This is a genomic window from Micrococcus sp. HG099 (genome assembly GCF_024723355.1).
Lineage (GTDB): Bacteria > Actinomycetota > Actinomycetes > Actinomycetales > Micrococcaceae > Micrococcus > Micrococcus endophyticus.
The window spans coordinates 1-13,168 of sequence record NZ_JANQCJ010000061.1; the positions used below are offsets into that span (position 1 = coordinate 1).

11 protein-coding genes are annotated in these 13,168 nt (G+C 73.5%); 5 read left to right on the plus strand and 6 right to left on the minus strand.

Going from position 1 to position 13,168, the window contains the following annotated elements; all coding sequences use genetic code 11:
- Positions 1-33: 33 nt before the first annotated feature.
- Entirely contained in the window at positions 34-789 is a 756-nt protein-coding gene (locus NWP10_RS06870) for a DedA family protein (protein ID WP_258300341.1), read from the minus strand.
- A gap of 208 nt (positions 790-997) precedes the next feature.
- On the opposite strand from NWP10_RS06870, the gene NWP10_RS06875 reads away from it, so the two are divergent.
- On the plus strand, positions 998-1,591 hold the full coding sequence (locus NWP10_RS06875) for a hypothetical protein (RefSeq protein ID WP_017489166.1): 594 nt from the start codon (positions 998-1,000) through the stop codon (positions 1,589-1,591).
- Between the two features lie 77 nt (positions 1,592-1,668).
- Here the strand turns inward: NWP10_RS06875 and NWP10_RS06880 are convergent, their stop codons facing one another.
- Genes NWP10_RS06880 through NWP10_RS06890 form a run of 3 tightly spaced genes read right to left on the minus strand, consistent with a single transcriptional unit; the run spans position 1,669 to position 4,101 of the window.
- Entirely contained in the window at positions 1,669-2,460 is a 792-nt protein-coding gene (locus tag NWP10_RS06880; protein ID WP_258300342.1) for an amino acid ABC transporter ATP-binding protein, read from the minus strand.
- A 1-nt stretch (position 2,461) separates the two neighbouring features.
- Positions 2,462-3,283, minus strand: a complete 822-nt coding sequence (locus tag NWP10_RS06885) for an amino acid ABC transporter permease (RefSeq protein ID WP_184169522.1) — start codon at positions 3,281-3,283, stop codon at positions 2,462-2,464.
- Positions 3,280-4,101: an ABC transporter substrate-binding protein gene (locus NWP10_RS06890; RefSeq protein ID WP_017489164.1), complete on the minus strand. Its 822-nt coding sequence runs from the start codon at positions 4,099-4,101 to the stop codon at positions 3,280-3,282. The genes NWP10_RS06885 and NWP10_RS06890 overlap by 4 nt, the downstream gene beginning before the upstream one ends.
- Before the next feature lie 276 nt (positions 4,102-4,377).
- Here NWP10_RS06890 and NWP10_RS06895 point away from each other — a divergent pair, with 276 nt between their 5' ends.
- Positions 4,378-5,238: a hypothetical protein gene (locus tag NWP10_RS06895; protein ID WP_017489421.1), complete on the plus strand. Its 861-nt coding sequence runs from the start codon at positions 4,378-4,380 to the stop codon at positions 5,236-5,238.
- Between the two features lie 124 nt (positions 5,239-5,362).
- On the opposite strand, the gene NWP10_RS06900 is transcribed toward NWP10_RS06895, so the two are convergent.
- Positions 5,363-6,589 carry a YihY/virulence factor BrkB family protein gene (locus tag NWP10_RS06900; RefSeq protein WP_248192552.1) on the minus strand — a complete coding sequence of 409 codons (1,227 nt, stop codon included), beginning with the start codon at positions 6,587-6,589 and terminating at the stop codon, positions 5,363-5,365.
- Positions 6,590-6,848: 259 nt separating this feature from the next.
- Here NWP10_RS06900 and clpB point away from each other — a divergent pair, with 259 nt between their 5' ends.
- Positions 6,849-9,440: an ATP-dependent chaperone ClpB gene (gene clpB, locus NWP10_RS06905; protein ID WP_258300343.1), complete on the plus strand. Its 2,592-nt coding sequence runs from the start codon at positions 6,849-6,851 to the stop codon at positions 9,438-9,440.
- A 271-nt stretch (positions 9,441-9,711) separates the two neighbouring features.
- Complete coding sequence (locus tag NWP10_RS06910; protein ID WP_017489422.1) at positions 9,712-11,148, plus strand: M20/M25/M40 family metallo-hydrolase; 1,437 nt, start codon at positions 9,712-9,714, stop codon at positions 11,146-11,148.
- A gap of 201 nt (positions 11,149-11,349) precedes the next feature.
- Here the strand turns inward: NWP10_RS06910 and NWP10_RS06915 are convergent, their stop codons facing one another.
- The gene (locus tag NWP10_RS06915; protein WP_158508234.1) at positions 11,350-11,907 is read right to left on the minus strand and encodes a hypothetical protein; all 558 of its coding nucleotides are present in this window, start codon (positions 11,905-11,907) and stop codon (positions 11,350-11,352) included.
- A gap of 159 nt (positions 11,908-12,066) precedes the next feature.
- On the opposite strand from NWP10_RS06915, the gene NWP10_RS06920 reads away from it, so the two are divergent.
- On the plus strand, positions 12,067-13,168 hold a 1,102-nt coding region (locus NWP10_RS06920; protein ID WP_258300344.1), incomplete at its 3' end, for a sensor histidine kinase.

Genomic DNA, 13,168 nt, shown 5'->3' on the forward strand with positions numbered 1-13,168 from the left:
GGGCGGACGGGGCGGCGGGGGTGCTCATGGGCTTCACTTCCGGTGGTCGGAGCTCTCTAGGATGGCGTCGACGCGGGCGGCCATCTCGTCCGCGGTGGGCTGGTGCCAGTCCGGGTCCTTGGCGCGACGGGCGTCGCGGCGCAGGCGCAGCACGACCCACACCACGAGGAACGCCAGGATCAGGACGACCACGACGTTGGAGAAGACGTCGGCGTAGTCGGAGACGAGGTGGAACCGCTCGCCGAGGGCGTAGCCGCCGTACACGAAGATCGCGTTCCAGATCAGGGAGCCGAGCGTGGTGAAGAGGGTGAACATGCCCAGGTGCATGCGCTCGATGCCGGCCGGGATGGAGATCAGGGACCGGAACACGGGGACCATGCGGCCCAGGAACACCGTCCAGTAGCCGTAGCGGGCGAACCAGCGCTCGGTCTTGGCCACGTCCTCCACATCCACCAGGGGCATGCGGTCCGCGATCCGGTACATGCGTCGGCGGCCCAGCAGCGCCCCGATCCCGTACAGCGCCAGGGCGCCGGTGACCGAGCCGACGGTGGCCCAGAGGAGCGCGGCGAGGGGGCTGAACGCCCCGCCGGCGGCGGTGAACCCGGCCAGGGGCAGGATCAGCTCGGAAGGGATGGGCGGGAAGATGTTCTCCGCGAACACCGCCAGACCCACGCCCACGGGGCCGACAGCCTCCATGATGTCCACGACCACGTTGCCGAGCCAGCCGTAGTCGGCGTCGGCGGTCACGGTGGAGGCGGCCAGGGTCAACGGGGTCACGGGGGGGAGCATGCCCTCCATTGTCCACCATCGCACCGGGCACGGCGCCGGACGGGCGACGGCGACGGGCCGTCGTCGTCCGCTCTGCGCGCACACGCGCGCCCGGGCGGGCGGGAAACGGCGCCCCGTTGGTAGGCTCACACTGCTGACCGCTCACCGATCCGTTCGCGCCACACCCGTTCGAGGTGCCTGCCGCGGGCCCTACTGGAAGGAAGACTCCATGAGCATCGTCCAGATTCCGCTGCGCCTGGCCTCCGGCGCGTTCATCCTGAACTCCGGCCTCAACAAGCGCAACATCTCCGAGGAGCAGGCCGCCGGCATGCGGGACATGGGTGCGCAGGGCGTGCCCTACCTGGCCAAGCTGACCCCGGCCCAGTTCAAGAACTTCATCGTGGCCACCGAGGTCGGCACCGGCGCCGCCCTGCTGGCGCCGTTCGTGCCCGGCTGGCTCGCCGGCTCGGCCCTGACCGCCTTCTCCGGCGGCCTGATGTCCATGTACCTGAACACCCCGGCCATGACCGAGAAGGACGGCGTGCGCCCCTCGCAGGAGGGCACCGGCGTCGCCAAGGACGTGTTCCTGCTCGGCTCCGGCCTGGCCATCGCCGCCGACTCCGTGGCCAACCGCTCCGGCAAGCGCCGCAAGGCCGCCAAGAAGCGCGCCGCCCGCATCGGCAACGCCCGTGACGCCAAGGTGCAGGCCATCCGCGACGCCCAGGACGAGAAGGTCGCCGCGATCCACGCCGCCCGCGACGAGCAGGTCGCCGCGCTGCGCGAGGCCCGCGAGGAGCTGAAGAAGCTGCGCAAGAAGGCCTGATCCTTCCCCGCACGCCAGAGGGGCCCCGCCCGGACCGCACGGTCCGGACGGGGCCCCTCTGCCGTGGGGCTGACCCCTCAGAGGTCGATCTCTGTGGGGTGCAGCACGCGGCGCAGGAAGTCCTGGGTGCGCGGCTGCTGCGGGTCGGCGATGAGCGCGGCCGCGGGGCCGGTCTCCACCACCACGCCGGCGTCCATGAACACCACGCGGTCGGCCACCTCGCGGGCGAAGCCCATCTCGTGCGTCACCACGAGCATGGTCATGCCGTCGCGGGCGAGCTGGCGCATGATCGCGAGCACCTCGCCCACCGTCTCGGGGTCCAGGGCCGAGGTGGGCTCGTCGAAGAGCATCAGCTGCGGGTCCATGGCCAGCGCGCGGGCGATGGCCACGCGCTGCTGCTGGCCGCCCGAGAGCTGGTCCGGGAAGCGGTCCTCGAGCTCGGCCAGGCCCACGCGGGCCAGCTGGCGGCGGGCCACCTCGGCGGCCTCGGCCTTGGAGCGCTTGAGCACCTTCACCTGGGCCACCGTGCAGTTCTCCAGCACGGACAGGTGGGGGAACAGGTTGAACTGCTGGAACACCATGCCCACGTGGCGGCGCAGGGCGTCCAGGTCCACGTCCTCGTCCGTGACGTCGAAACCCCCGACGGTGATGCGGCCGGAGTCCGGCTTCTCCAGGAGGTTCACGCAGCGCAGCAGCGTGGACTTGCCCGAGCCGGAGGGGCCGATCAGGCACACGACCTCGCCCGGGGCGACGTCGAGGTCGATCCCGCGCAGGACGTGGTTGGACCCGTAGGACTTGTTCAGGTCGGCGACGCGCACACCGGCGGCGTCCACGGCGGACGCGGCGGGCTGGGGGGTCTGCTGGGCCATGTCAGTGCCCCTTCTTGGTCGAGCGGGCCTCGAAGCGGCGCGCCAGCAGGGACAGCGGCACGGTGATCACGAGGTAGAACAGGCCGGCCACGAGGATCGGCGTCATGCCGGCGTCGAGGGCGGAGATGCCGTCGCGGCCGAACTTGGTGAGCTCGTACTCGTGCGCGGCCAGGCCGAGCACGTAGACCAGCGAGGAGTCCTTGGTCAGCAGGATGACCTCGTTGGTGAGCGGGGGCAGGACGATCCGGAAGGCCTGGGGGATCACGATGGTGATCATGGCCTGCCAGGCGGGCATGCCGAGCGAGCGGGCGGCCTCCATCTGCCCCGGGGGCACGGCCTGCAGGCCGGCGCGCAGGGTCTCCGCGATGTACGCGGCCGCCACCATGCCCAGGGCCGTCATCACGACGACGGGGATCGGCCACGAGACGCCGAACGCGAAGGGCACGCCGTAGCCGAAGGCGAGGAACACGAGCAGGGCGGGGACGCCGCGGAAGAACTCCACGTACGCGGTGGCGAGCCAGCGGTACGGGGCGAACGCGCTCATGCGCATCAGGGCCAGGACGATGCCGCCCAGCAGGCCGACCACGAACGAGGTCGCGGTGTAGAACAGCGTGTTGCCCAGGCCCACCAGGATGATGTTCGGGAACAGCGGCGCCACGGCCGGGAAGTTCAGGACGTTCTCGCCGATGGTGCCCCAGTCGATCAGCAGTGCGAGCACCACGATCGCCAGGACGAACACGGCGGCCTGGATCGCCAGGGAGACGGTGCGGCGGCGCCGGGCGCGGCCGGGCCGCGCGGGGGCGGCGGTGGTCTGCGTGCTCATCGGTAGTCCTCCTGGGCCAGGCCGAACCAGCGCTCCTGGAGCTCGGCGACCGTGCCGTCGTTGCGCAGCTGCTGCAGGGCGCGGTTCACGGCGGAGCCGAGCTGGGCGTTCTGCGGGGCGACCGCCATGCCGAGCTGTTCGCCGGTGGGCAGGTTCTCGACGACCTCGAAGCGCTCGTCGTCCTTGAGCGAGTAGAGGATCACGGACTGGTTGCCCAGCAGCGCGTCCACGGTGCCGGCCTGGAGGGCCTGGACCTGCATGCCGCCGTCCTCGAACTCGATGGGGTTCAGCCCGTTCTCCTTGGCGTACGCGTCGCCCGTGGTGGCGGCCTGGACGCCCACGCGGCGGCCCTTCGCGGACTCGACGTCGGTGATGCCCGAGTCCGTGGCGGCCACGAGCACGAGGTCGTCGTCCAGGTAGGGCAGCGTGAAGGCCATGGCCCGCTGCCGCTGCTCCGTGATGGAGATGGAGGAGGCGTTCAGGTCGCAGCCGGTGAGCGAGGCGCCGGACTCGATGGCCTCGAAGGAGGAGTCGATGACGTTCACCCCGAGCCCCAGCTCCTCCGCGATCGCGTGCACGAGCTGGATGTCGTAGCCGGTCAGCTCGCCGTCCAGCTCGAACTCGAACGGCGGGTAGGGGATGTCGGAGCAGACCGTCAGGACGCCGGGCTGCACCAGGTTGTACGTGGTGCTGAGGTCGTCGTCGGAGACGACGCCGGCCACGCCGGAGTCGCCTCCCAGGACGGCGCAGCCGCTGAGCGCCAGGGCGCCGGCGCCGAGCGCCAGGGCGCGGAGCGCGCGGGTGGGGGTGCGGTTCATGGGGGCCTTCCGGGCCTGCGCGGCCGGGGTGAGGGGTCGGGCGGAGGTGGGCGGCGTCGGCGGGGTGCGGCCGGGCCGTCCGGGTCAGGGTGACATCGTAGGGCTCCGGCGGCGTCGGGTGTCCAGCATGCGGAAGCGTGTCGGGCCCCGGCGGGCCCGCGCGGCCCGCACCGGGAGGGGCCCGGTCCCGACGCGCGGGGCCTGGCCACCGGGCCACGCGCCGGGGAGGATGGCCCCGAGGAGCCCGCACGACAGACCGAACCCTGGAGGATCCCGATGCGCCGCACCGACCGACCCCGCACCCGTCCCGCCCGAGCCCGCGTGGTCGCGGCGCCGGCCCTGCTCTCCGCCGCGGCGCTGGCCCTGGTCGGCTGCGGCGGCGGGGACGACGCCGAGCCGTCTGCGGCCCAGACGGTGACCGTCACGGCGAGCCCCGAGGAGGCCGCGTCGTCGTCGCCCACGCCCTCGGAGTCCGCCGCGTCCTCCGCGGCGGCCTCCGCGACCCCGAGCGCGTCCGCCTCGGGCTCCACCGCCGCCGGATCGGACGCGGACGTGGACGAGGCGCGCCTGGACCGCCTCGAGGCGACCCTGCTGAGCCCGGAGACCGCCCCCGGCGGCGTCTTCACGGACATGGACGTCCAGCGCGCCCCGCTGGAGACCCTCGAGACCAGCCTCACCCTGACCGGGGTCACCCCCACGGGGGCGTGCGCCGACCTGATCGAGCGCATCGACACCCGCAGTGTGGCCGGCGCCGGAGCGGTGCTCGCCGACTACACCGTGGACCCCGCGGTGCGGACCGGCTTCGCCACGGAGGAGCCCCAGGCGTTCACCATGGTCGCGGCGTCGCCGGGTGCGGAGGACCTCTCCGGGGACCTGGGCCGACTGGCCGAGACCTGCGGCGCCTTCGGCGGCGACGGCGAGCCGCACGTCGAGTTCACGGACGTGCCCGGCGTCGAGGACGCGGCGCGCGTGGTGATGGCCCTGCAGGAGGGCGGGGACCCCATGGTGGACATGGTGGTGGGCGGCGAGTCCGACGGCACCGAGCACGTGTACATGGGCATGGTCAACGTGGAGCCGGAGACGGCCGCCGCCGCGCTGCGCGCGCAGGTGGAGGCGTTCCAGGCGCGCGAGCGCTGAGCCGATCTGAGGGGTCACGCGAGCGGGGCCTGCCGGGCCGAGCTGTCCTGCAGATGGCCGGTATGAGGCGCGGAATCGCCCTCATACCGGCCATCTGCAGGACGGCTCGCCGCGCACCAGGGGCTCAGCCCACTCCTGACCCTCCGTCGGGCCGCGCTGCCCCGCCGCGGCCCGCCGGGCGTCCGGCGGACGGCTCGAGGCGCGCGCCGTCGTCGAGCACCGGGGCCGCGTGGAACGGGCGGCCGGAGCTGACCTCCGCCGCAGTGCGCCGAGCGGAGCCGATGGCGAACAGGCGCCCCTCCTGGGAGAGCAGGGGCGTGGCGTCGATCGAGAGGTCCTCGTCCTCGCGCACGGCCTCGGCCACGAGGCGGGCCAGGCGCCGGCTGCGGTCCTCGTGACGCTCGGCCGCCTCCAGGACCACGGTGTGCCGCGTGGCCAGCTGGATCTCGGAGGAGGCGTCCACGCCCACGGCGAGCTGGCGGCCGCGCAGCATCTCCGCGTCCAGGGCGGCCCCCGCGAGCAGGACGATGCACGCGATCCAGGCCAGGACGAGCACGCCGATCGCCGAGTTGATCCGGCCGACCACGGCGAACTGGCCGAACCGGTCCGTGATCCAGCCCAGGGCCAGCGTGGCCGCGAACAGCAGGACCACCACGGACACCGCCCCCGCGGACAGCGGCCGGTAGCGCGGCGGCACCACGTTGGGTCCGAGCCGGTAGGCCAGGGTCACCGTCAGGGCGATCACCACGAGGATCACCGGCCACTTCACCACGTTCCAGGTCAGGACCGTCTCCTCGGGCAGGCCCACCGCCTGTCCGATGCGCAGGGAGAGGTCGCCGCCGAGGACCACGAGGATGACCACGAGCACGATGCCGACCATGAGGGCCAGCGTCTCCACGAGCAGCACGAGCCGGAACTGCAGGAACGGCCGGCCCTCGCGGGTGTCGTGGATGCGGTGCATGGCCCGGTGGAACGCGCCCACGGCGCCCGAGGCGGAGACCACGGCGCCCAGGACGCCCAGCACGACGGCGGCCGTGCCGGTCCCGGCGGAGCCGAGGGTGAGGATCCACTCGCGCACGGTGTCCGGGGTCAGGGACGGCCAGATCTCGGTGGCGAGCTGGGCCGCGGCGTCCACCGTCTCCTCCTGGACGCCCAGCAGGGAGACGAGGGAGACGAGGGCCACCACGGTGGGCAGCAGGGACAGGGCGGCGAAGAAGGTCATGGCCGCGGCCACGTCCCAGACCTGCAGCTCCAGCAGGCGGTGCGCGGTGCGCCGCAGCACGTACAGGAGGGACACGCGGGGGCGTGCGTACGTGCGCAGGCGGCGGGGCGCCGCGGTGGAGCCTGACATGGCTCCACGCTAGTGCCCGGGGGCGGGGTGCCTCGCCACACTGGGCGCACTACTGCCAGGTAGCGCCGAATTTACTTGGCAGTAGTGCGCCCGGTGCGGACGCCGTGGTGGCGCGTGGGGGCGGGGTGGAGCGGAATACCTCTGGCCCCGGAAGAGTTGAGCTGAATAGACTCAACTTCGAGACGGCGGCGGGAACGGCCCGCCGTCGACGGTTGTCCGACACCCCCGGGACACGGGGGAGAGAAGGAGCGATGCGCCCATGGATGCCAAGTTCACCACCAAGAGCCAGGAGGCGCTCTCGGCCGCGGCCATGAACGCCTCCACCGCCGGCAACCCCCAGATCGAGCCCGCCCACCTGCTGAAGGCCCTGATGGACCAGCGGGAGTCCGTCGCGGTGGCCGTCCTCAAGGCCGCCGGGGCCGACCCCGACGCCGTCTCCACGGCGGCCTCCTCGGCCATCCGGCGCCTGCCCTCCACCCAGGGCAGCACGGTGGCCCAGGCCCAGCTCTCGCGCGCCGCCCTGCAGGTCGTGCAGAACGCGCGCACCCAGGCCGAGGAGCGCTCGGACGAGTTCGTCTCCACCGAGCACCTGCTGCTCGGCGTGGCCGCGGACCCGGGCGAGGCCGGTGAGGCACTGCGCTCGAACGGAGCGAGCCTCGAGGCGCTCGCCGCCGCCCTGACCCAGGTGCGCGGCGACTCCCGCGTCACCACCCAGGACCCGGAGAACACCTTCCAGTCCCTGGAGAAGTACGGCACGGACCTCACCGAGGTCGCCCGCTCCGGCAAGCTCGACCCGGTGATCGGCCGCGACGCCGAGATCCGCCGCGTGGTGCAGGTGCTCTCGCGGCGCACCAAGAACAACCCCGTGCTCATCGGCGAGCCCGGCGTCGGCAAGACCGCCGTCGTCGAGGGCCTGGCCCAGCGGATGGTGGCCGGGGACGTCCCCGAGTCCCTGCGCGGCAAGACGCTGATCAGCCTGGACCTGGGCGCCATGGTCGCCGGCGCCAAGTACCGCGGCGAGTTCGAGGAGCGCCTGAAGGCCGTCCTCGAGGAGATCAAGGCCGCCGAGGGTCAGGTCGTCACGTTCATCGACGAGATCCACACCGTCGTGGGCGCGGGCGCGTCCGAGGGCGCCATGGACGCGGGCAACATGCTCAAGCCCATGCTGGCCCGCGGCGAGCTGCGACTGATCGGCGCGACCACCCTGGACGAGTACCGCGAGAACATCGAGAAGGACCCCGCCCTGGAGCGCCGCTTCCAGCAGGTCTACGTGGGCGAGCCCAGTGTGGACGACACGATCGCCATCCTGCGCGGGCTCAAGGAGCGCTACGAGGCCCACCACAAGGTGGCCATCGCCGACTCCGCGCTCGTGGCCGCGGCCACGCTGTCCCACCGGTACATCACCGGCCGCCAGCTGCCCGACAAGGCCATCGACCTCGTGGACGAGGCCGCCTCGCGCCTGCGCATGGAGATCGACTCCGCCCCGGAGGAGATCGACGTCCTGCGCCGCCAGGTGGACCGCCTGACCATGGAGGAGCTCGCCCTCGAGGGCGAGACGGACCCGGCATCCGTCGAGCGGCTCGAGGCCCTGCGCGCCGAGAAGGCGGACCGCGAGGAGGAGCTCACCGCCCTCACCGCCCGCTGGGACGCGGAGAAGGCCACCCTCAACGAGGCCGGTGACCTGCGCGCCAAGGTGGACGAGCTGCGCTCGCTCGCCGAGAAGGCCCAGCGCGACGGCGACCTCGCCGAGGCCTCCCGCCTGCTGTACGGCGAGATCCCCGCGCTGGAGAAGCAGCTCGAGGAGGCGGACCGCGCCGCCCGCGAGGCCGACCGCTCGACCACAGAGCCGATGGTCTCCGAGGAGGTCACGGCGGACGACATCGCCGAGGTGGTCTCCGCGTGGACCGGCATCCCCGCCGGGCGCATGCTCACCGCCGAGTCCGAGAAGCTGCTCACCATGGAGGAGCACCTCGGCGAGCGGCTGATCGGGCAGGGGGACGCCGTCGTCGCCGTCGCGGACGCGGTGCGCCGCTCGCGGGCCGGCATCGCGGACCCGAACCGGCCCACCGGCTCGTTCCTGTTCCTGGGCCCCACGGGCGTGGGCAAGACCGAGCTCGCCAAGGCGCTCGCGGAGTTCCTCTTCGACGACGAGCGCGCCATGGTGCGGATCGACATGTCCGAGTACGCGGAGAAGCACTCCGTCTCCCGCCTGGTCGGCGCCCCTCCGGGCTACGTCGGCTACGACGAGGGCGGCCAGCTCACGGAGGCCGTGCGGCGTCGCCCGTACTCGGTGGTGCTGCTGGACGAGGTGGAGAAGGCCCATCCCGAGGTCTTCGACATCCTGCTCCAGGTGCTCGACGACGGCCGCCTCACCGACGGCCAGGGCCGCACCGTGGACTTCCGCAACGTGATCCTGATCCTCACCTCGAACCTGGGCTCGCAGTTCCTCGTGGACCCGACCCTGGACGAGGCCGCCAAGCGCGAGTCCGTGATGTCCGTGGTGCGCGCGGCGTTCAAGCCCGAGTTCCTTAACCGCCTGGACGAGATCGTGCAGTTCGACGCACTCACCGTGGCCGAGCTGACGCGGATCGTGGACCTGCAGGTCGAGTCCCTGCGGGCGCGCCTGACGGACCGCCGCCTCACCCTCGAGGTGTCCGACGCCGCCAAGGCGTGGCTCGCCGAGACCGGGTTCGACCCGGCTTACGGCGCCCGGCCCCTGCGCCGCCTGGTGCAGCGCGAGATCGGCGACCGCCTGGCCCGCGGCATCCTCGCGGGGGAGATCGCCGACGGGGACACCGTGGTGGTGGACCGCGCCGAGGGCGAGGAGGGCCTCACGGTCGCCTCCGCCTGACCGGCTCGCGCCGCCCGCCCGGCCGGCCCCGCCACCCCGCCCGCCCACCCCGCTTTCGTGCGGGAGACGGGAGCCTTCCGGAGGGCTTTCGTGCGGGAGGCGGGAGGCTTCCCTTCCGCCGAGACCGGCCGTCCCCGTCAGGGGGCGGCCGGTCTCGTCCGTCGCGAGGCCTGCGGGGCCTGCGGGGTGCGGGCGTGTCGCTGGTCCCCTGCGGAACCCGTGTCTGACTAGGGTGTGAGTCGCATCACATCACCCGATCGAGAGGTCCTCCATGTCCATGCGACGTCGTCCCGCCCTCCTCGCCGCGAGCGTGCTCGCCGCGGGCCTCGCCGTGGCCCCGGCCGCTGCGGCGATCCCCGGCCACGCAGCCGGCGGCCCCGCCCCTGCGGCCTCCGCGGCGGCCCCTGCCACCGACCGTGCCGGCGGCAACCCCAACAGTCCCGAGAAGCTCGTGGCGGCCATCAGCGCCGCCAACCTGGAGCGAGACATCCGCGCCTTCGCGGACATCGCCGAGGAGCACGGCAACCGCGCCGCGGGCACCCCCGGTTACGACGCCTCGGTGGACTACGCCGTGGCCGAGCTCGAGAAGGCGGGCTACGACGTCGAGCTCGAGGAGTTCGAGATCACCTACACCGAGACTCTGCGGGACGAGTTCACCCAGGAGGGCCCCGTGCAGCGGGAGCTGCCCCATCAGGTGCTCACCTACTCGCCCTCGGCCACCGCCGAGTCCGCGCAGCTGGCGGTGCCGACCGGCGCCCTCGGCTGCACCACGGCGGACTGGGGCGGCGCGGACCTCACCGGCCGGATCGCGCTCGTCTCGCGCGGCGAGTGCCCCTTCGCCCAGAAGTCGACGACGGCGGCCGAGCTCGGTGCCGAGGCCGTGGTCATCTACAACAACGCGGACGGGCCGCTCAACGGCACGCTCGGGGCGCCGTCGGACGACTACGTGGGCACCGTGGGCATCACCCGGGATCTCGGCCAGGAGCTCGTGGCCCAGGCCGCCGCGGGCCCGGTCACCGTCAGCCTCGACCTCGAGCAGCTCGTGGAGCAGCGCCCGACCGTGAACATCCTTGCGGAGACCCGCACCGGCCGCGACGACAACGTCGTCATGGTGGGCGCCCACCTCGACGGCGTCCCTGCCGGCCCCGGCATCCACGACAACGCTTCCGGCTCCGCCGTGACCCTCGAGGTGGCCCGCCAGATGGCGAAGGTCAACAAGACCGGGAACACGGTCCGCTTCGCCCTGTGGGGCGCCGAGGAGATCGGCCTGCTCGGGGCCGCGCACCACGTGGCCGAGCTGAGCCAGTCCGAGCGCGACGCCATCGCGATGTACGTGAACCTGGACATGGTGGCCCCGCTGGACCACCAGAACACCCTGGGCGTCTTGACCGGCGACTTCTCGCTGGGCGCGGAGTCCTTCCTCCAGGAGCAGCTCGAGCGCGACGGCCACGAGCACGGCCCGGCCGGCAACGGCGGCAACTCGGACTACGCGCCGTTCGTGGCCGCGGGCATCCCGGCCACCGGCCTGCTGTCCTACCACGACGACAACTACCACACCGCCCAGGACGACATCGAGAACGTCTCCATCACCTCGCTGACGCACTCGGCCCGGGCCGTGGCGAACCTGGTGGGCACGTTCATGCACGACACCTCGTCCGTGAACGACAAGTGCAACGCCGGCAAGTCCGGCAAGCCGAAGCAGTGCTGATCCGGCGGGGACGCACGTCTCCGCCTCCGCCCGCCTGACGGGTGCGACCGGCCGTCCCCGTGCGGGGGCGGCCGGTCTCGTCTGCGCCGGGCGATGAAGAGGTGCCGGGGGTGGGGGCGCCGTCGTCGTGCCGGAGCGGGGAGACTCCCCTCTCCCGCACGAAAGCGGTGGGGGAGGCTCCCTTTTCCCGCACGAAGGCGATCAGAAGGCGCCGGGCAGGGAGGCCTCGACGCCGGCGCGCGCGGCCCAGCCGATCAGCCCGGCGGCCAGCAGGCCGGTGAGCCCCGTGTAGACCACGATGGAGACGACCTGCCAGAGCATCACGTACCCCTTGGTCGCGCCGAGCCCCACCATCGCCGGCCCGGCCACGTGCCCGGGCAGGAAGACCCACGGGCCGAGCATGCTCACGCCCGGCACGCCCCACCGCTCGAAGCGCTCCCGCATCCGGGCGTCGGCGGCCGGCGGGGCGACGTCGTCGCGCAGGTCCGCGTCGACGGGCCCGACCCCGGCCGCGACGGCCGACCGGCGGCGCCGCAGCACGGCCTCCCGGGTGCCGCCCACCGCGTACACGAGGGCGGCGACGACGAGCACGTTGCCGACCACGGCCACCGGGATGGCCAGCCACGGGCTGACCCCCACGAGCACGCCGATCAGCGCGGCGCCCTCGCCCTCCACCCACGGGATGAAGGAGACCAGGAAGACGCCGAGCCCCTGCAGGGCCTCGGGCAGGCCGGACACGAAGTCGCGGGCGGTGTCCATGAAGTTCACGATGCGTTCCTCTCGGGAGGGGGGTCGGTGTGCGTTCGAGACCAGCCTCCTGCGGGCGCGGGGTCGCCCAGAAGTGGCGCCCCGTCACCGCGCACCGGGAGATCCCGCCGGTGCGGGCGTGACAACTGTCACGGGCCTACCGTGGAAGGCATGACGCCCCCGTCCCCCCTCGCCCCGGAGCCCGTGCCGGACCGCGCCCCGTTCCAGGACCCGGGCTCGGGCCACGCGCCGAGCCCCGCGTCGGCCGCCCTGCCGCCCGGCCACCGCCCCACGGGTGCGCTGCCCGTCGCCCCCGGATCCGACCGCGACCTGCACCGGCTGTGGTGGTACACGGCCGCCGGGCTGCTGAGCGCCGTCGTCGTGGTGGCCGGCTTCCTCGTCTTCGTCATGGCCCGGCGCCTGGCCGTGGCCGAGGGGCCGGACGCATCGCCGCTCGCCGTCACGGTGCTGGTGGCGGGGATCGCGGCGGCCGTGGCCGCCGCCATGGGCCAGACGCTGGCGACCCTGCGGCTGCGCCGGGCGTGGGAGGAGGAGCGCGAGCCCCTGCGCCGCACGGCCGTCGCCGCCCTCCTGCCCGCCCTGCTCGTGGCGCTGACGCCCCTGGCCGTGCCCTCCCTCTCGGCCTGGCCGGTGCTGAGCCTCTGGCTGTCCGTGTGCCTGATCGCGCCGCAGGCGGCGGCGCACGTGCGCACGGCGGTGCTCACCTCGGGTGCAGCGGCCACGCTCGGGCTGACGGCGCTGGCGCTGGTCCGGACGCCCGCCGGGCCGGCGAACTCGGCGGTCGGCGTCCTGCTGTGGTGGGCCATGGTGGTCCTCGTGGTGCTGCCCACCGTGTGGGTCTGGCGGGTGGCGGTGCGGCTCGAGGAGGCCCGCGCGCAGGCCGGCGAGCTCGCGGTCGCCCGGGAGCGCCTGCGCTTCGCCGCGGATCTGCATGACGTGCAGGGCCACCATCTCCAGGTGATCGCGCTGCAGGCGGAGCTTGCTGGGCGGCTCCTGGAGAAGGGCCGCACGGACCAGGCCGGCGCCGCCCTGCGCGACGTCCGCGAGCAGGCCGCCGAGGCGCTGGGGGAGACCCGCGCCCTCGTGCGCGGGCTGCGCCAGGTCAGCGTGGCCAGCGAGATCGAGAACGCGCGCGAGGTGCTCGCCGCCACCGGCGCCGTCGTCGAGGTGAACGTGGACCCGGCCGCCGCGCGCCTGGCCCGGGAGGCCGCCCGCCTCGTCGGGCTCGCCGTGCGCGAGGCCACCACCAACG

Coding starts and splice junctions, on each gene's coding strand:
- NWP10_RS06915 (WP_158508234.1), bottom strand. CDS start 11,907: ATGGACACCGCCCGCGACTTCGTGTCCGGCCTGCCCGAGGCCCTGCAG.
- NWP10_RS06885 (WP_184169522.1), bottom strand. CDS start 3,283: ATGAGCACGCAGACCACCGCCGCCCCCGCGCGGCCCGGCCGCGCCCGG.
- NWP10_RS06880 (WP_258300342.1), bottom strand. CDS start 2,460: ATGGCCCAGCAGACCCCCCAGCCCGCCGCGTCCGCCGTGGACGCCGCC.
- NWP10_RS06900 (WP_248192552.1), bottom strand. CDS start 6,589: ATGTCAGGCTCCACCGCGGCGCCCCGCCGCCTGCGCACGTACGCACGC.
- NWP10_RS06870 (WP_258300341.1), bottom strand. CDS start 789: ATGCTCCCCCCCGTGACCCCGTTGACCCTGGCCGCCTCCACCGTGACC.
- NWP10_RS06910 (WP_017489422.1), top strand. CDS start 9,712: ATGTCCATGCGACGTCGTCCCGCCCTCCTCGCCGCGAGCGTGCTCGCC.
- clpB (WP_258300343.1), top strand. CDS start 6,849: ATGGATGCCAAGTTCACCACCAAGAGCCAGGAGGCGCTCTCGGCCGCG.
- NWP10_RS06895 (WP_017489421.1), top strand. CDS start 4,378: ATGCGCCGCACCGACCGACCCCGCACCCGTCCCGCCCGAGCCCGCGTG.
- NWP10_RS06890 (WP_017489164.1), bottom strand. CDS start 4,101: ATGAACCGCACCCCCACCCGCGCGCTCCGCGCCCTGGCGCTCGGCGCC.
- NWP10_RS06875 (WP_017489166.1), top strand. CDS start 998: ATGAGCATCGTCCAGATTCCGCTGCGCCTGGCCTCCGGCGCGTTCATC.